Source organism: Paraburkholderia diazotrophica (genome assembly GCF_038900755.1).
GTDB classification, from domain to species: Bacteria; Pseudomonadota; Gammaproteobacteria; order Burkholderiales; family Burkholderiaceae; genus Paraburkholderia; species Paraburkholderia diazotrophica_A.
Map to the genome: position 1 here is coordinate 89,491 of NZ_JBBPEN010000001.1, position 20,403 is coordinate 109,893.

At 59.9% G+C, this 20,403-nt stretch carries 19 protein-coding genes and 1 pseudogene; 6 read left to right on the forward strand and 14 right to left on the reverse strand.

What is annotated here, in order from left to right:
- The first annotated feature begins 227 nt into the window (after nt 1-227).
- The 5 genes from AABE10_RS00455 to AABE10_RS00475 all read left to right on the forward strand — a co-directional run bounded on the left by AABE10_RS00455 (nt 228) and on the right by AABE10_RS00475 (nt 4,491).
- Nucleotides 228-917, forward strand: a complete 690-nt coding sequence (locus AABE10_RS00455) for a histidine ABC transporter permease HisQ (protein WP_342931346.1) — start codon at nt 228-230, stop codon at nt 915-917.
- Complete coding sequence (locus AABE10_RS00460) at nt 914-1,627, forward strand: ABC transporter permease (RefSeq protein WP_342931347.1); 714 nt, start codon at nt 914-916, stop codon at nt 1,625-1,627. Before AABE10_RS00455 ends, AABE10_RS00460 begins: the two co-directional genes overlap by 4 nt.
- Before the next feature lie 31 nt (nt 1,628-1,658).
- Nucleotides 1,659-2,426, forward strand: coding sequence for an ABC transporter ATP-binding protein (locus AABE10_RS00465; RefSeq protein WP_342931348.1), 768 nt, complete (start codon nt 1,659-1,661; stop codon nt 2,424-2,426).
- Nucleotides 2,427-2,505: 79 nt separating this feature from the next.
- A complete protein-coding gene (locus AABE10_RS00470; protein WP_342931349.1) occupies nt 2,506-3,282 on the forward strand; it encodes an ABC transporter substrate-binding protein in 777 nt (258 codons plus the stop codon).
- 93 nt (nt 3,283-3,375) lie between these two features.
- The gene (locus AABE10_RS00475) at nt 3,376-4,491 is read left to right on the forward strand and encodes a succinylglutamate desuccinylase/aspartoacylase family protein (protein ID WP_342931350.1); all 1,116 of its coding nucleotides are present in this window, start codon (nt 3,376-3,378) and stop codon (nt 4,489-4,491) included.
- 591 nt (nt 4,492-5,082) lie between these two features.
- On the opposite strand, the pseudogene AABE10_RS00480 reads toward AABE10_RS00475, so the two are convergent.
- The 14 genes and pseudogenes from AABE10_RS00480 to AABE10_RS00545 form a co-directional block, all read right to left on the reverse strand.
- Nucleotides 5,083-6,146: pseudogene (locus AABE10_RS00480) on the reverse strand (glycosyltransferase).
- On the reverse strand, nt 6,121-6,480 hold the full coding sequence (locus AABE10_RS00485) for a hypothetical protein (protein ID WP_342932273.1): 360 nt from the start codon (nt 6,478-6,480) through the stop codon (nt 6,121-6,123). Before AABE10_RS00485 ends, AABE10_RS00480 begins: the two are co-directional and overlap by 26 nt.
- Before the next feature lie 350 nt (nt 6,481-6,830).
- Nucleotides 6,831-7,178, reverse strand: coding sequence for a hypothetical protein (locus AABE10_RS00490; protein ID WP_342931351.1), 348 nt, complete (start codon nt 7,176-7,178; stop codon nt 6,831-6,833).
- Nucleotides 7,108-7,746 (reverse strand): hypothetical protein, encoded by a 639-nt coding sequence (locus tag AABE10_RS00495; RefSeq protein ID WP_342931352.1) that lies wholly within the window; start codon nt 7,744-7,746, stop codon nt 7,108-7,110. The genes AABE10_RS00490 and AABE10_RS00495 overlap by 71 nt, the downstream gene beginning before the upstream one ends.
- 600 nt (nt 7,747-8,346) lie before the next feature.
- Nucleotides 8,347-9,876, reverse strand: a complete 1,530-nt coding sequence (locus AABE10_RS00500) for a tripartite tricarboxylate transporter permease (RefSeq protein WP_342931353.1) — start codon at nt 9,874-9,876, stop codon at nt 8,347-8,349.
- Between the two features lie 3 nt (nt 9,877-9,879).
- Nucleotides 9,880-10,371, reverse strand: coding sequence for a tripartite tricarboxylate transporter TctB family protein (locus AABE10_RS00505; protein ID WP_342931354.1), 492 nt, complete (start codon nt 10,369-10,371; stop codon nt 9,880-9,882).
- Between the two features lie 19 nt (nt 10,372-10,390).
- A complete protein-coding gene (locus AABE10_RS00510) occupies nt 10,391-11,572 on the reverse strand; it encodes an acetyl-CoA C-acyltransferase (protein ID WP_342931355.1) in 1,182 nt (393 codons plus the stop codon).
- A 16-nt stretch (nt 11,573-11,588) separates the two neighbouring features.
- On the reverse strand, nt 11,589-12,356 hold the full coding sequence (locus AABE10_RS00515; RefSeq protein WP_342931356.1) for an SDR family NAD(P)-dependent oxidoreductase: 768 nt from the start codon (nt 12,354-12,356) through the stop codon (nt 11,589-11,591).
- Between the two features lie 67 nt (nt 12,357-12,423).
- Nucleotides 12,424-13,398: a Bug family tripartite tricarboxylate transporter substrate binding protein gene (locus tag AABE10_RS00520; RefSeq protein WP_342931357.1), complete on the reverse strand. Its 975-nt coding sequence runs from the start codon at nt 13,396-13,398 to the stop codon at nt 12,424-12,426.
- Between the two features lie 69 nt (nt 13,399-13,467).
- Complete coding sequence (locus AABE10_RS00525) at nt 13,468-14,469, reverse strand: tripartite tricarboxylate transporter substrate binding protein (RefSeq protein WP_342931358.1); 1,002 nt, start codon at nt 14,467-14,469, stop codon at nt 13,468-13,470.
- 33 nt (nt 14,470-14,502) lie between these two features.
- Nucleotides 14,503-15,084: a nuclear transport factor 2 family protein gene (locus AABE10_RS00530; protein WP_342931359.1), complete on the reverse strand. Its 582-nt coding sequence runs from the start codon at nt 15,082-15,084 to the stop codon at nt 14,503-14,505.
- Between the two features lie 23 nt (nt 15,085-15,107).
- A complete protein-coding gene (locus AABE10_RS00535) occupies nt 15,108-15,974 on the reverse strand; it encodes a patatin-like phospholipase family protein (RefSeq protein ID WP_342931360.1) in 867 nt (288 codons plus the stop codon).
- Nucleotides 15,974-17,191 carry a CaiB/BaiF CoA-transferase family protein gene (locus AABE10_RS00540; protein ID WP_342931361.1) on the reverse strand — a complete coding sequence of 406 codons (1,218 nt, stop codon included), beginning with the start codon at nt 17,189-17,191 and terminating at the stop codon, nt 15,974-15,976. Before AABE10_RS00540 ends, AABE10_RS00535 begins: the two co-directional genes overlap by 1 nt.
- A complete protein-coding gene (locus tag AABE10_RS00545; RefSeq protein WP_342931362.1) occupies nt 17,184-19,166 on the reverse strand; it encodes a flavin-containing monooxygenase in 1,983 nt (660 codons plus the stop codon). Before AABE10_RS00545 ends, AABE10_RS00540 begins: the two co-directional genes overlap by 8 nt.
- 106 nt (nt 19,167-19,272) lie before the next feature.
- Here AABE10_RS00545 and AABE10_RS00550 point away from each other — a divergent pair, with 106 nt between their 5' ends.
- Nucleotides 19,273-20,070 (forward strand): IclR family transcriptional regulator, encoded by a 798-nt coding sequence (locus tag AABE10_RS00550; RefSeq protein WP_342931363.1) that lies wholly within the window; start codon nt 19,273-19,275, stop codon nt 20,068-20,070.
- Nucleotides 20,071-20,403: the final 333 nt, after the last annotated feature.

Sequence of the window (20,403 nt, forward strand, 5' to 3'; positions counted from 1 at the left end):
CATCGCTTTCGGCGACTTTCATGAAAAAGCGCGCTCGCCCAAAGCGAACGGCGAACAGCTTTCGTCCACATGGTCAAGGACGGGACATACACAAGAGGAACGAGTTGAGGTATTTCGACTTCGACGTATGCGGCGGTTAAGTGCTGTCGCATTCACTCGCATCAACACAGGGGCACAGGCTGCGCGGACGCGCGGCGTGCGCTCCCTGTCACCAGGGACATCCTTCCATGCTTTTTCAAGGCTTCGGCCCGCTGCTGCTGGCGGGCACGCTCGAAACTCTCAAGCTCGCGGTTCTTTCGCTCGCTGCGGCCTTTCTGCTGGGCCTCGCCGGCGCCGCGGCGAAGCTCTCGCACAATCGCATGCTCGCGCGCCTCGGCGCGATGTACACGACGCTGATTCGCGCGGTACCCGACCTTGTGCTGATGCTGCTGCTGTTCTACAGCATTCAGATCTGGCTCAACGACGCGACTGACATGCTCGCCATGAACCAGATCGACATTGATCCGTTTGTGGCGGGCGTCATCACGCTCGGCTTTATCTACGGCGCGTACTTCACCGAAACGTTTCGCGGTGCCTTTCTCGCCGTTCCCCGCGGGCAAATCGAGGCTGGCTTTGCATACGGCATGAACTCTACGCGCGTGTTCATGCGCATTCTGTTCCCACAGATGATGCGCTTCGCGCTGCCGGGCATCGCCAACAACTGGCAGGTGCTCGTGAAGGCGACTGCGCTCGTGTCGATCATCGGTCTCGCCGACGTTGTGAAAGCCGCTCAGGACGCGGGCAAGGCGACACAGGCATTTTTCTTTTTCACGCTCGCAACCGGTGCAATCTATCTCGTGATCACCACCGTTTCCAACCTGGCATTGCACCACCTCGAGAAGCGCTATTCGATCGGTGTGCGGAGGGCTGCGCTGTGATCGAACTCATTCACCAATACTGGCCGAACTATCTTTACAGCGACGGCTTCAACTACAGCGGCCTCGTCATCACGCTTTGGCTGCTGGTCGTTTCGATCGCACTCGGTTTTCTGCTCGCCGTGCCGCTCGCCATCGCGCGCGCGTCTCGCAAAGCTTTTGTTTCGCGACCGGTCTGGCTCTACACCTATGTGTTTCGCGGCACGCCGCTCTACGTCCAGTTGCTGCTTTGTTACACGGGCATCTACAGCCTGCACTTCGTCCATTCTCACGAATGGCTCGGAGCGTTCTTTCGCAGCGCGATGAACTGCACGCTGCTGGCTTTCACGCTGAACGAATGCGCCTACGCCACTGAGATCTTTGCCGGCGCGATCAGGGAGACCTCCCACAGCGAGATCGAAGCTGCCCGAGCTTATGGCATGTCGAATTACAAGGTCTATACGCGCATCATCCTGCCCTCCGCATTGCGGCGTGCGTTGCCCGCCTACAGCAATGAAGTGATCCTAATGCTGCACGCCACGACGCTGGCCTTCACCGCGACCGTGCCCGACATCCTGAAAGTGGCACGCGACGCGAATTCGGCCACCTATATGACGTTCCAGGCATACGGCATCGCAGCCGCTTTGTATGCGTCTATCGTGTTCGCGCTGATCTGGGTATTTCACCGCGTGGAAATGCGAATGCTGGCTTACCTGAAACCTCAAGGGCACTGAACCCGTCCAGCCCTGATGGAGAGCATTGAGAATGTACAAGCTGACTGTCGACGATCTGCACAAGAAGTTTGGAGAGAACGAAGTCTTGAAGGGGGTATCGCTCAAGGCGAAAGCCGGTGATGTGATCAGCCTGATTGGTTCTAGCGGCTCGGGAAAGAGCACGTTCCTGCGTTGCATTAACTTTCTCGAATTGCCGTGCTCCGGGCGCATTACGCTGAACCGCGAGGAAATCCGCACCACAACTGACGGCAGCGGCGGACTGCGCGTGAGTGACCCGAAGCAACTGCGGATGATGCGCACACGTCTGTCGATGGTCTTCCAGCATTTCAACCTGTGGGCTCACATGACCGTGCTAGAGAACATCATCGAAGCACCCGTGAGCGTGCTGGGATTGAGCCGCAGCGACGCGCAAGCGCGCGCCCGAAAGTACCTCGAGAAAGTGGGGCTTTCGGCCGATGTCGAGCAGAAATATCCATCGCATCTGTCCGGTGGCCAGCAGCAGCGCGTGGCGATCGCCCGCGCGCTGGCGATGGAACCGGAAGTCATGCTGTTCGACGAACCGACCTCCGCGCTCGATCCCGAACTCGTCGGCGAGGTGCTGAGAGTGATGCAGGCGCTCGCAGAAGAAGGCCGCACGATGATCGTCGTGACGCATGAAATGGGCTTCGCGCGGAATGTTTCGAATCACGTTGTCTTCCTGCACAAGGGCAAGATCGAGGAGCAAGGCGACCCGCGTGAAGTGCTGACCGCACCGCGCAGCGAGCGGCTGCAGCAGTTTCTGGCAGGACGGCTGAAGTAAGCCCATTCGATGCGCTTCGTGCTCGAAATTTCCCGGCATCTCCATCAATCCAACTTTCACAACTTTGGAACCCACATCAATGAAGAAGTTTGCTCTGTTCATGGCGACGCTGGCGATCGCAACCTCCGCCTGCGCGAAGGACTGGTCCACCGTCCGGTTCGGTGTCGATGCGAGTTACCCTCCGTTTGAATCGAAGAGTGCGAACGGTCAACTGGTCGGCTTCGATATCGACCTGGGCAACGAGATCTGCAAGCGACTGAATGCGAAGTGCGTGTGGGTCGAGAGTGCGTTTGACGGGATGATCCCGGCGCTGAAGGCGAAAAAGTTCGACGGCGTGCTGTCGGCGATGTCGATGACGCCGCAGCGTGAAGCGCAGATCGCGTTCTCGGCGAGGCTGTTCCACACGCCGACTCGCCTCGTTGCGAAGAAAGGCTCAAACCTCCAGCCGGCGGCAGATGCGCTGAAAGGAAAGGCGGTCGGTGTCGAGCAGGGTTCTATCCAGGAAACCTATGCAAAGATCAACTGGGCGCCGAAGGGCGTGAATGTCATCCCCTATCAGGATCAGGACCAGGTCTATGCAGACCTGACCTCAGGCCGTCTCGACGCGGCATTGCAAGACGCCGTGCAGGCCGACATGGGCTTTCTGAAGACCGCGCGCGGCGCAGGCTTCGCGTTCGCAGGCAGTGAACTGACCGATCCACAGGGGACGCTCGGCAGTGGCGCGGCCATCGGTCTGCGCAGGGAAGATACCGACCTGAAGGCAAAGATCGACAACGCGATCGCGGACATGATCAAGGACGGCACCTACAAGAAGATCGAGGCCAGGTACTTCGCATTCGACGTGTACGGCACCTGACACACACGGGAACCGTGACGCTCTGCAGCGATCGCCTGAATCGCAATACCTCATCCCGCGCGCCGGTATCATCCGGCGCGCGCTCAACCCATCATGCAAACACAAACGCACCCGTTGATCTCCCCGGCGCTCGGCACGCAGCGGCACCTGACGAGCTTCCACTATGGCCCTGCGGGCGGACAAAAGGTCTACATTCAGTCGTCGCTGCACGCTGACGAGTTGCCTGGCATGCTCGTCGCCTGGACACTGCGCAAGCGACTCGCCGCGCTGGAGACAGCGGGCAAGCTGCGCGGTGAAATCGTCATCGTGCCCGTGCCGAATCCGATCGGGCTCAACCAGCGGCTGCTCGGCCAGATGCTCGGCCGCTTCGAATCCGGCACTGCGTCGAACTTCAACCGGAACTTCCATGACCTGGCCGCGCTCGTGATCCCCCGTATCGAGCCTCGGCTGACGGGCGACGCGCAACAGAACCTGCTCGCCGTGCGCGACGCCACGCGCGAAGCACTGGACGAGCAGACGCCGACCACCGAGCTCGAATCCCAGCGCCTCGCGCTGCAGCGACTGTCATACGACGCCGACATCGTGCTCGATCTGCACTGCGACTTCGAAGGCGCGATGCATCTCTTCACGAACCCCGACTTGTGGCCGGACGTCGAGCCGCTCGCGCGCTATCTCGATTCGAAGGCCTCGCTGTTCGCGCTCAATTCGATCGGCAATCCATTCGATGAGATCCACAGCTTCTGCTGGTCGGAGTTGCGGGCGCGCTATGGCGAGCGCTACCCAATACCGAACGGCGCGATTTCAGTGACGATCGAGCTGCGCGGTCAGGCGGACGTGACCTACGCATTCGCCGAGCGCGACGCGAACGCAATCGTCGAATACCTGACCTACCGAGGCGTCATCGATGGGACGCCCGCCCCCTTGCCGCCGCTCGAGTTCGACGCGACGCCGTTCTCCGGCACCGAGCCCCTCCTCGCTCCCATCTCCGGTGTGCTCGTGTTCCGCACACCGATCGGAATCTGGGTCGAACCCGGCCAGGCGATCGCCGACGTCGTCGATCCACTCGCCGATCGCGTCGTCACGATTACCAGTTCCATCGCCGGCGTGCTGTATGCGCGGCAGCGTGCGCGCTTCACCACCGCGGGGCAGGAGGTGGCGTGCATCGCTGGGGCCAAGCCGATTCGCAGCGGCTCGTTGCTTCCGAACTGAACGCATCACGGTGCCCTATCCAGGCTCAAATTTCCGAAGAGCGGGAAATCAAAACCATACTATTAAGATAACTTTCGTTTTTAACACACGTGCTAAGTGTTGCCGCTTGCGTGCGAGATCGCGCACCATCCGTATCTCGGGCGGTAGGATCGTGCCCTCGGGCAGGATACCGAGCCGGAACAGGTGGGCAAGATAGCGTGCATCGGTCTCATCGTGACTTCACTATCGTGATCTGAACTGTGTGCGCATTTGATGTGCGACGCAAGACGTGAAGAGCCAAGGCACTCGCGCTCGCATAAGGCACCGGCCCGTCTTTACGCGCTCTGGCGACGGCAGGTATCAGGCCGCGCGATCATTGAGGACCGCGCAAGCGTCACTCACACGCTAGCGCCGGAGGCCGCGTTCTACCAGCAGCGTGACGCGGTCGCCGCGGCTCTGGAACCCGCCATCGCCTGGCTCCGGTCCTTCTCGAAGCCCGCACCTTCGTCACTCGCCATCACCAGCGTCTGCTGCTTCATCGTATCCTGCCTTTTCCAGTCCGATCGGTAACGCTCGGAGTAGCTCCGCAGTGGAAGACTTGATCACCTTCGCCTAAACCTTTTCTGCAACCTCCCGTGCGATAGACAGATACCTTTGCGCAGTATCCTGCAACGTCAGTCCTGCAAGAGAACGCTGCACCTTGGGCTGAGCCGACGCCGCAAGCAACGCCGCGGCATAAGCGGCCGTACGTCGGTATCGACCAGTTGCACGCCAGGCGACGTCTTCGCGAACTGGAACGGCATGATCGTGCTGGCGACGACGGGAATCCCCGAAGCCAGCGCCTCCAGAAACGCGATGCTGTGTCCCTCGGAACGCGACGGCATCGCGAACACATTCGACGCCCGAAGCACGCCGCACACATCCGGGTGCGGCCCCTCCACGCTCACGCGCGCTTCGAGCGCGAGCTTCTTCACCAGATCCTGAACCGCGGCCAGATAAGCCGGGTCCTCGACGACGCCATACAGTTGCAGCCGCACATCCTTCAGCTGCGCAGCAACTTCGTAAAACGCATGCACCGTCTGCAACTGGTTCTTCACCGACGTGTATCGCCCGATCTGCACAATCTGCAGCGGCGCATCGCCGTCGCGCGGGCGATCGTCGAATGCGAAGCGCGTCGTATCGACGCCGTTCGGAATCAGCGTCAACGACGGATGCGCGCGCACACTGTTCCTGTAGTCATGCAGATTGGCCGGTGACACGCCGATCACCGCCCTCGCCCTCGACGACAATATCCGTTCGACGTAGCGAAAGCGCGCCCGCTCGAAATCGTTGACGGCCGAATGCATCACGTAGATCACGGGCACTTTGGTCGGCAGCGCGCGTGCATAAAAGGCGGGAATCGTCGCGTGAGCGAACATGACGTCGGGCCTGAAATGCCGCAGCATGCGGGCGAGAAAAACGAGCTTCCCCGGCAGTGTCGAACGCCTGCAAGGAAAGACACACTCGACGCCGTGACTCGCCAGCTCGCGCGTGAGCGGCGCGAAATCCACGTGCTCGGGCAACAGCGAGGTCACGCCGACCACGCTTCCCTCGCGCTGCTGATGGATCGCCAGATTCTTCGCGAGCACTTCCGCGCCCGACAGACGCGGCTCAAGCACGAGATGGAGAATCCGCATCAAAGCACCCCTTGCCGTCCGATACGCCATCCCCATCGCCGCACAACCCAGTCCGAGCACGTGGCCCACGCAATGCCAATGACGCCGCAGTAGTCGTCGCGGGCAGCACGCAGGCGAGCAGCACGATGACCTGGATCACCGACGCCTGCGTGGATTCCGCCATAGCGACGGCCAGCTGCGCGACGCTTACGCTACCGATCGCCCCCGGTCCGAGAATGCGGCCGATCGCGATAAACCCGATTGCCACAAGCCCGCGCATCAGGTACGACGGGGACCGCCCGGCCCGCGAACAACGCATGTCGTCTCTCAAGATAAACCGAGATTCGGCAAACATTTCTCGATTCCGCCCGTTGCCGGTACATATGGCGCAGCAGTCAATCGCACGCAGCATGAAAGAGCAACACAGTCTCTGCGGCAGTCACGAGGCGCCTTTCGCCAGCCAACGGCGGAGTTCTGCCATACATCGGGAAGCGGCGTGCAGGGAAAGGGCCCATGCGGTGACGTCCGCCGTGCGACCGGTAGCAACTCGTTGTCGCGACCCTCCCAGTTACGTACGGGATTTCCGCGATCGTTCGCGCCGCGGCGGCGGTCCGTCGTACTGCATCGCTTATCCCCTGGCCGCCATCGTGAGCATGGACTGCCGGTTGTCAGTCGTCGCTCCTCAAGCGTCGACCTGCCCCCGTGTCAGCGACTGCCTGCCGTTCCCGGGCCACGCGCTGCGAGCGTGCGCCGGTACCGGTCATTGTCGACCAGCAGGTGATCAATGCACTCCCTCAGTTGCTGGTTCTGTGTGCGCAGCGCGTCGGCTTCGGCCGAAGCCTGCAGCCGCACCGCATTGTTCTGCGCCTTGAGGAATTTTTCGGTAGCGGCCAGACGATCCGCTGCCCGGGGCAAGCGACTCGGCATCCCGGCCCGATGAGGTGATCGTCTCGCGAGGTCCGCGAGCATCGCGTTGACGTGCTCACCCGCGAGGTCGCGCGCGGCCTGCGCGGCGCCCAGCTTCCGCCGCGGTTTCGCCCATTTCCTTTTCAAGCTGGCGGATCCGCGCGTGCCCGTCCTCCAGCGCGGCCGTCGTCAGCCGCAGCTGGCGTCCCTCGCCGTCGCCTGCCGCAGCCGACCTTCTCGGCTGGGCCAGCAGCGCATGCACGGGCGCGAGGCTGTCGCGCAGCAGGTCGCGCACCAGCGGCGCGAGTGCCCCGCGCAGCGCATCGGTGTCCACGGCGACCGGCAGTCCGCTGCCCTCGCCCGCCCCACCCACGTCGCCTTGCGCTGCGGCCGCTCGCATCGCGTCACGTGCCGTCGGCACGAAACGCGACGTGAATCGTGATGCAACGGGCGCGAGGGCATGCGCGCGCAGCACCGCCGCCTGGATCGTCGGCGTGCTCGGGCGCCGCGTGACGCCCGCCTGAGGCGCGACATCGCGCAGCAGCCGGCCATAGGTCGTCGCGCCGTAGACGCGGCCCGTGATCGCGCGCACCGCGGCGACCAATCCATCAAGGAAGCGCACGCTGTTCAGCAGGAAGTTCCGGTCGAGTCCCGCCAGCGCGCCCATGATCGCGCGCAGTTGCGCGTCGTCCCACTCAATGCGCGGTCGTCCCATCCCGGCCCCAGGAAGAGTGACGTCTGGCGCGGATCGCGCGCGGGCAGTCGCGACGCGTTGGCCGCCCGGCGGCTGCGCGACGGCGCACGGCGCGTGGCCACGCCGCGCAGGTGCGCGACCAGCAATACAAGCTGCGCGCCCGGCGGTGAGGGTCAACGCAAACCGGCTGACCTCACCCGGCGCGCTCGCGCCATACGCCTTGAGTGACGGTCGCAACGTAAGACGGCGGGCGCGGGCCACCAGCTGGCCGCGGCTCATGCCCGGCCAGCAGTCGGCGACGAACTGCTGCACGGGCGAGAGGCGAAAATTGCCATCATCTACAAATATTGACGCGAGTAGGCACGGGAGCCGCGAGCGAAGCAACGCTTGCAGCTCACTGCTTAGCCCCGATGTTTCAAGCTGTACGCCACCGGACTGCGCGCGGCAGAACACATAGAGGCGATTCTGGACAAGCTTTCGTTTGCCGCGACAAAGCCAGTCATCCGGCGCGATCACGCCGCCCGATGTAGTGCCAGGTGGATACAGTTCTTTGAACCCTGCGCCACCACACTCATCTCCGTGCACTACGACTGATTTTGTTTCTTTCGCAGGCTGCCCAACCTATGTCGGCACGCCCTCAGATTCGCGGACCTTCCGTGTTCTCATAAGATTGCGTAGCCAAAACAACAGTTGCAGCAAGATCAGCAGACACGAGATGCCGATAAAAACCGCCGAGATAGGCGTAGCGACAAATACCTGCAAACTGCCGTCCGAGATTAAAAGTGCGCGGCGGAAGTTCTCTTCGAGCATGGGTCCCAAAACATAGCCCAACAGAATCGGCGATACTGGGAACCTGAGTAGCAGGAGAATCGCACCAAGGATGCCGAATACCGCAACTTCGCCGACTCTAAACAGGTTGTTTTGAGTCGTGAACACGCCGACGCAGATAAAAATCATCGCCAGCGGGAAAAGGTATTTATAGGGAACGCGAAGCATTTTTACCCATACGCCGATCAGCGGAACGTTCAGGATAATCAGCAGAATATTACCGATCCAGAAGGATGCAATGAGGCCCCAGAAGATGTCTGCGTGTTCCGTGATCAGTTGCGGACCCGGCTGGATACCCTGGATCAGCAGTGCACCGAGAATCAGTGCCATCACCGGGTCGCCAGGAATACCGAGACTCATGGTCGGAATGAAGTCCACCTGCGTCTTCGAGTGCGACGCCGCTTCGGGTGCAGCGACACCCGCGATGTTGCCCGTGCCGAACGATTTCGGATTCCTCGATATTTTCTTCTCGACCGAGTAGGCAAGGAACGTCGTGATCGTGGGGCCAGTGCCGGGCATCGCACCGAAAAGCGTGCCCATTAGCGTGCCACGGACCATCGGCCAGAACGCGGTTTTCAGTTCCGCACGCGAGGGCCGCATGTCCTTCATGCCGAGTTTCATGTGGGAACCGACCCCACCCATGCGGTTAACGTTGAGCAGGAACTCGGCGACACCGAACAGACCGAGTGCGAGCGCAACTATCTCGATGTTGTCCGCGAGATCCGGGAAGCCGAACGTGAAACGCTGAACGCCCGAATTCACGTCCGTACCGACCATACCCAGAATCAGTCCCAAAACGGTCATCGACACGCCCTTGATCGGGGCGCCGCGAGACATCGTTCCGCCTGCGATCAGGCCCACCAGCATGATCGAGAACAGTTCGGCGGGACCAAACTTGAACGCGATCTGAACGAGCAGTGGCGACGCAAAAATCATCACGATGATGCCAACTGACGCCGCGAAGAACGAACTGATCATCGTGATGCCGAGCGCAGTTCCGCCCTTACCCCTCTTCGTGAGCGGATACCCGTCGATACAGGTCACGGCATGAGGCGGGTGACACGGAAGATTCAGCAGAATCGCACCGATTGCGCCACCGTATTGCGAACCATAGAAGATGCCGGCCAGCATGAGAATTGCCGACACTGGATTCATCACATAGGTAAGCGGGAGCAGCATCGACATTGCGGACATGGCGCCCATGCCCGGAAGCACGCCGATGAGATTGCCAACCAGCACGCCGAAGAACGACCACATCAGGTTATGGAACTGGAATGCGACTCCAAACCCGTGCCAAAGATCAATGAGCGATTGATCAATCATCGCTTAGCCTCCAAATGCAATCATGGGCAACTGAATTTTCAGTGCGAATTCGAAAACGATGACGCCGAAGACTGTAGCCAGGACCGCCAGAACGCATGCCGACTTCCAGGTGTTCTCCCGGTCGCCCATGGCCGAGATGAAGACCGTGGCGAAACTCGCAGGGATGAAGCCGAAATAATGACTAAAAACGACGAATGCCACGATGCTGAAAATGATGCAAAGCCAGCCATGCCAGTCAGCAGTGCGCGGCGCCTCGTTATGGTCTTTTTCTTCTGTTGAATCCGTGCTGCCTCGACACGCACCCAGTGCCACGATGATGCCAAGCACCGAGAGGAGGATGCCCAGCACGACGGGAAAGAATCCGGGACCCATGTGGTTAAGGGTGCCTCGCTCGTATGTGCGTCCGACGAACGTCACATACATGCCGATGACGAGCAGAAGCGCCCCGCCGTAATAGTCTTTGTTGATATCTGGAAGCAACGATTTGGTCCTCATGTCTCCTCCCATTCCAGGTTCAGTCGATCTGGAGAGCGATCGCAGTAGCTTCGCCGCCTGCGAGACAGATGCCGGCGATGCCGCGCTTGAGGCCGCGATTGCGCAGGGCATGCAGAAGCGTGACAACGATACGGGCACCCGACGCACCGATCGGATGGCCCAGTGCACAGGCGCCACCGTTCACATTGACCTTGTCATGCGGCAGATCGAGATCTTTCATTGCAGCCATCGGCACGACGGCGAATGCCTCGTTCAGTTCGAACAGATCCACGTCCTTCAGATGCCATCCCGTGTTCTCCGAGACCTTGCGCAATGCGCCCGTTGGAGCGGTCGGGAACAGGTTTGGCTTGAATGCATAGGTCGCATGCCCGGCGATCGTCGCCAGCGGCTTCAAACCGCGTTTCCCGGCCTCTGATTTGCGCATCAGCACGAGTGCTGCCGCACCATCCGAGATCGACGACGAGTTCGCAGCCGTAACCGTACCGCCAGCACGGAAGGCCGGTCTGAGGCCCGGAATCTTGTCGAGTTTTGCCTTGCCCGGCGCTTCGTCGATCGACACCACGGTTTCGGTCTTGCCCGGGACGGTGACCGGCGTGATTTCGTTGACAAACGAACCATCGGCGATCGCGGTCTGTGCGCGCGTGAGCGAAGCGATCGCAAACTCGTCCTGCTGTTCACGCGTGAACTTGTACTCGGAGGCACAGTCTTCGGCGAAGGTGCCCATCAGGCGGCCCTTGTCGTACGCATCTTCCAGGCCGTCGAAGAACATGTGATCGAGGACCTGGCCATGCCCCATACGCAGGCCTGCTCGACCCTTGGGCAGCAGGTAAGGGGCATTGGTCATGCTTTCCATGCCGCCGGCGACCATGACGCTGCTCGAACCGGCCAGGATCAGATCATGCGAAAGCATGATCGCCTTCATACCCGAGCCGCACATCTTGTTGACGGTGAGAGCACCCGTCGAGACGGGAACACCGGCCTTTATCATGGCTTGACGCGCCGGTGCCTGTCCCTGGCCAGCGGGCAACACGCAACCCATGATTACCTCATCGACCTGCTCACCGCCCACGCCCGCACGTTCGAGCGCGGACCTGATTGCAACGGCACCGAGATCCGATGCAGTGAGGTTCGCGAAGTCGCCCTGAAAGCCTCCCATGGGCGTACGGGTTGCAGCAACAATAACAACGGGATCAGCATTCATTCCCTGTCTCCTCTGATTATCTGGCGGTCATGCGGACTGCACCGTCGAGACGGATGACCTCGCCGTTGAGCATCTGGTTTTCGGCAATGTGGGCAACGAGCGCAGCGAATTCATGGGGTTCCCCGAAACGCGAAGGGAACGGTACATTCGAGGCGAGTGATTCCTGCACCTCCTGTGCCATACCCTCGACCATTGGCGTGCGGAAGATGCCGGGGGCGACAGTCATGACACGGATCCCCGAGCGCGCCAGTTCACGCGCAATCGGGAGCGTCATGCCGACAACACCGGCCTTCGACGCCGAATAGGCGGCCTGCCCGATCTGACCGTCAAACGCAGCGATCGACGCCGTATTGACGATCACGCCACGTTCACCGCCTTCACGCGGTTCCTGCTTTGCCATTGCAGCAGCAGCAAGACGAAGCATGTTGAACGTACCGATCAGGTTGATGCCGATCGTCCGTGCGAAGCTGGACAGATCATGGGGTCCGTTGCGACCCACGACGCGCGAGCCGAGTTCGACACCTGCACAGTTGACCAGCGCATCGATACGGCCGAACCCGCTCACCGTTGCGTCGATTGCAGCCGCACCTTGTTCTTCGCTGGTCACGTCGGCGACGCTGTATGCAGCCCGATCGCCGAGTTTGGCGGCAAACGCGTGGAGCGGCTCTTCACGAATATCGACAAGCATGACCTTGCCACCCGCCGCCACGACCTTGCGTGCCACTGCGGCGCCCAAACCCGACGCACCGCCTGTGATGACGAAAACGCTATCAGAGATATTCATCGAGCTAATGAGTTTTGGTACTTTCAGGAGCGCAGGCCCACATCTGTGAGTATCACTGCGGGTTTGATTACGATGGCTGGATGCCTGCGTCCTTGCAGACCTTGCCCCACTTCGCGAATTCCTTGCTCACCGTCTCCTGGAATTGCGCGGGCGTGCTGGGGTCCGGATCGTAGCCGAGCGACTGAAGCTTCTCCCTGACTTCCGGAAGCGCCAGTGCCTTATTCAGGTCCGCGTTGATCTTCGCCACAACTTCGGGGGGCGTGCCCTTCGGTGCGACGAGGCCCATCCAGCCAACCGCTTCGTAGTCTTTCACACCTTCTTCCTGCATCGTCGGCACTTTCGGCAGCAGTGGCGAGCGCTTCGAATCGAGAACCGCCACCGGCACGAGCTTGCCACCCTTGATTGCGCCGATCTGTGCACCGATCGTATCCACCATCAGCGTGACACGGCCCGCCATCACGTCGATCGCGGCCTGCGCACCGCCAGGATACGGGACGACGCCAACGTTGACGCCCGCCAGCGAGTTGAAGAGGTACTGCGAAAGTTCAAAAGCCTTGGCGCCCTGTGCCGACTTGATCTGTCCCGGGCGAGTCTTCGCATCCGCGATCACGTGTGCGACGGTTGGATCCTTGTATGAGGGCGATGCCAGCATGACCATCGGAGCCTTAGCGATCTTGCCGACGTCTGCAAACGACGTGAGGGCATCGTACGGCACGTTCTTTTGCAGATGCGGACCCGTCACCAGCGTGCCCGACACCGCGATGCCGAGCACAGAGCCGTCAGCCGGCGCATTCTTGACATAGGCCATGCCGACCATGCCGCCGTCGCCCGGACGGTTTTCGACGATGAAGTTGCCGCCATTGACTTCCGCCATACCCTTGGCCACGAGACGACCGACGATATCCGAAGCACCGCCCGGCGTGTAGCCGACGATGAGGCGGACCCGCTTCGAGCCCGGAAAGGTATCGGCGGCGTGAGCGGCAACGGGTGCGACGATGCTCGCACCAATCAGTAACGCTGCAATGCAGGAGAGGGTTTTCATATCGGATAGTTTTTTGGTGAGTAAGCTCAGGAAAGGAAGTCCAGTGAACTCCGCCTTGGCACTCAGTCGTCAAGCACCGCTGCCGTGGAAGTTGATCGTCTTCGACATCTCCTTGATGACGGCGTAATCGCGATCTTCGACCGCCTGCAGATCTTCAGGTGTGCCGCCGATAGGGGTCATCGCCTGTTCGTGGAATTTCTGGATGATCATCGGATCCTTAAGCATCTGGTTTAGTGCCGCGTTCATCTTGTCGATGATCGGACGCGGCGTGCCGGCACGCGCTTCCACGCAATACCACGGAGCCATCACATAGTTCGGATAACCCGATTCGATCATGGTCGGCAGATTCGGCAGCACCGGCGAGCGCGTCTTCGACGTCACGGCCAGTGCCTTGATCTTGCCGGCCTTGATCAGTTCGATGGCACCCGAAAGCTGGTCGATCACGAAGTCAATGTGACCGCCCATCAGATCGGTGATCATCGGCGCCCCGCCCTTGTACGGGACATGGATTGCCTTGACGTTCGCCTGCTGGCAGAACAGTACCCCTGAGATATGGCCGCTGGCGCCGAAACCCGGCGAGCCGTACTTGTACTTGTCCGGATTCTTGCGCAACAGTTCAGCAAATTCCTGCACCGTGTTCACACCGAGGTCGGAACGCACCATCACGCAGTTCGGGATTTCGGCCAGATTGACGACAGGCATCAAATCCGACTGTTTGAACGGCAAGTTTGGATACGTGAACTGATTGGTCACGACGGTGCCGATTGAAGCCATCAGGAGCATGCCGCCATCGGGCTTCGAGCGCGCGACCTGGCCGCATCCAATGATTCCGGTGGCACCGGGCACGTTCTGGACGATTGCCTTTGCGCCCGGAATGCGTTTGGTCACGGCTTCGGCAACGAAGCGACCGAGAATGTCGGTCGTGCCGCCGGCAGGGAACGGAACAATAACATTGATCGGCGACGCGGGCGGCCACGCTTCATCGGCGTTCGCGAACTTCACGCCACCGAGGGCGAGGCTACCGACACCTGCAAGGGCATGGAGATTGAATTGACGGCGTGTCAGCTTCATTGCTGTGTCTCCTCCTATCGTTGTGATATGCGATTATTCGAGGCCGAATTCGCGACGCATGACTTGCGACTCATCGTTGCCATCACGCTTGCCCAGAATCCAGCCTTCCTTGGGTGCCAGTGCCTGAACTTTTACTTCGTCCAGACGCTTCCAGTCCTGGATCAGGCGACGCTCGGCGATCTTCCATTCGCCGTCGATACGAATGATGCGATCCATGTAGCGCGACGACGTGAACACGTCCACATAGCAGTCTTCGGCGCCGGATGCACCACCCGTGAATTGAGCGATCGCGGCTTTTGCTTCGGGCGGATACTGCTGGTTCGTCCGGACATACGTTTCCACAATTGCCGTGTCTTCATCGACGAAGTCGACAAGCATGTTGCCGATGAAATGCGAGCTGAAGTGGATCTTTTGGTGACGTTCAAGAATCCATTCAACGAGGCCTTCGACAGGGCCGATATACGGACCATGACTGTCGATGCAGCCGGGCACGAAGCACGCGAGCATACCCGGTGCATCCAGGCGATCCACCGCATGACACCAGCGTGCCATCAGATGCTGGATCATCATGCGGTCGGCGATGCGTTCGGGGGAAAACTGTTCAATTTTCGACATTTGAGCGTTTCCTTCAGGGGTATTCAAGCGAGCCACCAGGCCACCAGCTCCGAGGCTTGGCCCAGACCCTGGCTATAACCGGCGTGTGCCGCAGGCGAGCGACGTGCCGGATCGAGCACATTGCCACCGAAGGCTTTGAGTGAGGATTCGTTCGGCGTGATCACGCGAACGCTTGCACCCTGGTCTTCGAGTGCTCTCACTTCATCACGCAAATGACCGCTGACGGGGTTGCCGTCTGAGTAGCCGAGAGGCGCCAGAACGAGAACGCGTTTGCTCCCGCTTGCAACCCAGGCATTGTTCATCGACATGATTCCCCCATCCATATAGTGCTTTCCTTCGATCGGTACTGTGGGCCATACACCTGGCACAGCACACGACGCTGCAACAGCGTCGATCAGAGAGCACCCGGATTCGGAATCGAATACGCGCGGCTCACCTGTATCCACATCCACCGCAACGAGACGCAGACTGCGAGAGAGCCATTCATACTCGGAAAGACGTGAAGCAATAATTGCTTTGCGTTCGTCCAGAGAGGGGGTTTCGCTGCGCCTCGCAAACGCTCCGATCCGTTTGCGTGCGGCAGTCAAATCGCCATTCACTTTGGCCATCAATGTCTGATTCGCTTTGTCCGCTTCCTCCTGCGAGTAAGGCCGGAATTTCTCGACGGAATCCGGGTTCGGATTGGCCTGCTCGTTGAACAGGATGTCGATGCTGATGCCGGAGGCCAGTTGCGCCGAAATCACCGAACCAGCGGAGGTGCCGACCAGAAGGTCGGCGAGTCCGACGTCGAAACCCGTTTTCGCGAGGGCGTGGATTAGGCCGGCTTCCCATGCGATACCAGTCAGGCCACCGCCGCCGAACACGATCGCGTGGGTGTTGATGGTGGACATCAGATCGTGCCTTTCTCTTTTAGAGCCGAGAGATCGGATTCAGTGAGGCCCAGCAGTTCGCCATAGACCTCGGCGTTATGTTCACCGAGTGCCGGAGCCGGTGCGATCGGCTTCTCGGCAATACCGGAAATCTTGGGCACGACACCCGTCATGCGAACCGGACCAATGCGCGGATTCTCCACCGAGACGATGGTATTTCGAGCCTTGTAGTGCTCGTTCTGCATGATCTTGTCGATGGTCAGAATCGGAGCGTACGCGGCCTTCGCTTCGTCGAGTTTTGCGAAAACCTGCTCGGGCGGCATCGACATGACGAATTCCGCCACCTCCTTGTTCAGTTCGTCGATGTGCTGCCAGCGCAGTTCGTGCGTGGCCATGCGCGGATCTTCGAGCAGGTCCAGACGGTCCATCGCTGCGCACAGACGTTCCCAACCGGTTTGTGCCGAGCACGTGATAATGACGTAACTACCGTCCTGCATCGGGAAGTGGTCGCCTGGTGCGGCCGCAAAATGTACGTTCCCGCGCGGCCCGCGGACATAGCCCATGCGATCGTATTCGGGTACCAGCACTTCGGTGAAACGGATAACCGCTTCGTACATCGCGAGGTCGATTTCCTGCCCTTTGCCGCCCAGACAGTCGCGGTGATACAGCGCCATCATCAGTGAGAACGCGCCGAGAATCGCGGTCTGATAGTCGGCGGTCGAGGTTCCGATACGCACGGGAGGGCGATCCGGATATCCGGTGATACCCATCAGGCCACCGAAGGCGAGGCCGATACGGTCATAGCCTGCACGTGAACTGTACGGACCCGTCTGGCCGAAACCCGACACTCGCAGCAGCACGAGTTTCGGATTGTGCTTCTTCAGCGCCTCGAAAGTGAGACCCCACTTCTCGAGTGTGCCGGGACGGAAATTCTCTACCACTGCGTCACACTGCGAGACGAGTTTGCACAGGAGGTCCTGGCCTTCTTTTTCACGCAGGTTCAAAGTGATCGAACGCTTGTTGCGGTTCTCGACTTCCCAGTAGAGACACTCGCCATCCACGAACGGGCCTATATCGCGAACCGTGTCGCCACGCTCGGGCACCTCGATCTTGATCACGTCGGCACCGAAGTCGCCGAAGAGCGTAGCCGATTGGGGACCGGCGACCATCGTGCCGAGATCGAGAATCCGCACCCCGCTCAGCATGTGAGGGCCGGGCTTACGCTGGTTTTCAGTCATGATCGGCTCCTCTCAGACCGGCGCTTTCCGTGCGGAAAACGTAATCGTCGAAGTCGGCCTTGCGAGCCATGTGCCAGTAGTCGTCGTTACGCCACGGCGTGGTGGCGATCACGCGGCCGGCAGCATTGCGATACCAGTTGCTCATGCCTTTGTGCGTCCAGATCATCTTGCCGTGAGCAGCCTGCACGCGCGCGTTGTAGTTGTCGTGGCAGTCCTTGAGCACGTCGAATTCGAAGCGCTGGCCTTCCGGCGTCTTGTCCATCGCCTGACGCAGGATATTCATGACATACGCAACCTGCGTTTCCATCAGGGCGACGACCGAACCGCCGTGGCCGAGTGCTGTATTCGGGCCCGCGAGCATGAAGAAATTCGGGAACCCCGGCGCTGCAACGCCAAGATATGCTTCCGCGCCGTTGTCGGCCCAAACTTCACGAATGCTGCGACCGCCTTTGCCGACGAGGTTGAACGACGCGAGCATGTTGATCGCATCGAAGCCGGTGCAGACGATCAGCACATCTAGCTCGTGCGCATTGCCTTTTTCATCGATCACGGCGTTGCCACGGATTTCAGGAATGCCACCCGTCACGAGTCGGACGTTTGCCTTGGCCATCGTGCGGAACCAGCCGTTGTCCATCAGCATGCGCTTGCCGAACGGCGGATAGTCGGGCGTCACATCCGGCAGCAGGTCCTGGCGATCGCCGAGTTCTGCCTTGATATAGGCCACGAAATGCTCACGATGACGTTCGTTCGTGCGGTTGATTGAACGCTCGGGATGCGGCCATTGCGGATCGATTTGCAACGACTTGTGGATGCGATCGTTGAAGATGTAGGCGAGACGCTGGCGATACCATTCCTGATAGAACGGCAGTTGCGAAAGCAGGAAGCGCTTTTCCTGTGGCACTTCGAGGCGGAACTTCTCGAATGGTGCGGCCCATTGCTTCGAGCGCTGGAACACCGTCAGTTGAATGCCTTCGATCTGCGAGATTTCCGGCACGATCTGCATCGACGTAGCACCGTTGCCGATGACGCCCACGCGCTTGCCCTTCAGATCAAGACCTTCCGGCCACTGAGTGCTGTGGAAGCACACGCCTTTGAATTTGTCGAGGCCGGGGATCTGCGGCATCTTCGGCACGTTGAGCAGGCCGACTGCGGAGAGCAGAACATTTGCAATAAGACGGTCGGTTTCGCCATCCTTGTTCTTCGTGTCCACGACCCACGTCATCGTTGCTTCATCGTAGCGTGCGGCTTCGACCTTCGTGTTGAAGCGGATGTACTGACGCAGGTTGAACTTGTCAGCGACGCCTTCGAAGTATTTCTGAATCTCTTCCTGCAACGCAAAGTACTTCGACCAGTCGCCCTTGGTAAAGGAATACGAGTAGATGTGGTTCGGCGTATCGACACCGCAACCCGGGTAATGGTTTTCATACCATGTGCCGCCAACTTCGGCATTCTTCTCGACGACAACGAACGGAATGCCAGCGCCTTGCAGACGGATCGCCGAGGCCAAGCCTGCAACGCCCGCACCGATGACCACGACCTTGAAGCCATCGGGGATCTTGAAGCGACCCTTCTGGTCGATCACCATGTCCTCGTCGAAGCCGAGCCACGAACTGATCATAGGGCCATACGACTGCGGAATGTCCTCGCCGACGTTCAGTTTGAGCATCTCGACCAAAGTCTCAAAGCCTGGTGCCCGCAACTTGACCGTGCCATTTTTCTTCCACTCGACGAGCGCTTCGAACGCGGCGTCGCGGATCTCCTTCTGCACTTCCTCCGGCAGGCCGCCAGGATCGTTGTCGTCGATGCCGCGAACACGCGAGCATTGATACCTTTCGGTCAGCCATTTGCGGTCGCCCGTCAGGTGGATCAAGGTCATCAGCAGGGTCGGGATATTCGCCGAGGGCAGGGAAGCCTTCAGTTGTGCGGTCCATTCGTCGTTGGAGAGAACGGGAATGTTGTGCGGATCGTTGATCATAAAAAGAGAAGTGGTGGGGTAGTCAACGCATTCCACCGCACACTGAAACCGTGCACAATGATTAGCAGTTAGATCGTTCACATTGTGCACACATTTAGGGAGAACCATGACAAGCTCGATTTCCGTCAGGACAGGGACCCAGTCGGTGGACCGCGCTCTTGATCTGCTGCGACGTGTGGCCGGATTGCATCCGGACGGCGCAACGGTCACTGATCTGGCGCAGGCGGCAGGAATCGATAGAACAACCGCTCATCGGCTTCTCAAGAGCCTGGAGAGCTCAGGATTCATTGAGCGCGGAGATGGAAAGCGTATCCGGCTCGGTATGCAGGCCATGCAGATCGGACTCGCGTCGATGAAGCGTGCACCTATTCTCGAGGCCTGTCGGCCCATGCTCAAGCGACTGGCTCATCTCACCGAAGATTCGGTGTTTCTGGTGGTTCGCAGTGGCGATTACGCCCATTGTCTGCACTATGAGGAGGGGCGATCACCTGTTCGCACGCTGGTGTTGCCAGTGGGCGGCATGCGTGTGCTTGGAGTGGGTTCGGCGGGCATGGCACTACTTGCGCGACAGACCGACACGGCAATCGCAGAAATTTATGCACGGCACCGCGAGGAGTTCAGGCCGGTCGGTCTTGCGTTGCCGAGAATCCGTCATATCGTCGAGCGAACACGCAAGAACGGTTTCTCGGCAACAGGCGGACTCATCCACGAAGGTGTATCGGGCGTAGGCATGAGTTTCGATATCGATGCCGATGGGTACGCTGCAATCTCCGTTGCTGCCATCCGCAGTCGGATGAGCGATGAACGGATAAAGTGGCTCACGCGCGTCATGTTCACGGAACTATGTGCCGCAGGTTTTATGGTGGCGATGCCGGGTAATGAGCGAACTCGCATCTCGAGCTGAACTCGACCCTTCCTGTGCCGAAAAGTACCGACGTAGTCGCTCCTCCTCTCATAAATGCAGCCGTGCGATCCGAAGTCCGAGGTGAATCGCTCACGAGGAAAAAAGGTCGGAAAACTGATCAATCAAGTACGGCCATTCGATTCATGAATGCGCACGCGGGCTACACGGTCATGCCTACAGTCTTCCATTTTGGCTCGTGTTCTGCGAGTTCGCGAGCGTTTTTCCATGGAGTGCTGACCTTTTCTTTGGTTCGCTCCTTCGATCTCGATGAGTGAGTGAATACATCGATCGTCAAGGTCCTGTTTTCAAAAAAAAAACGCACGCACAAATCAT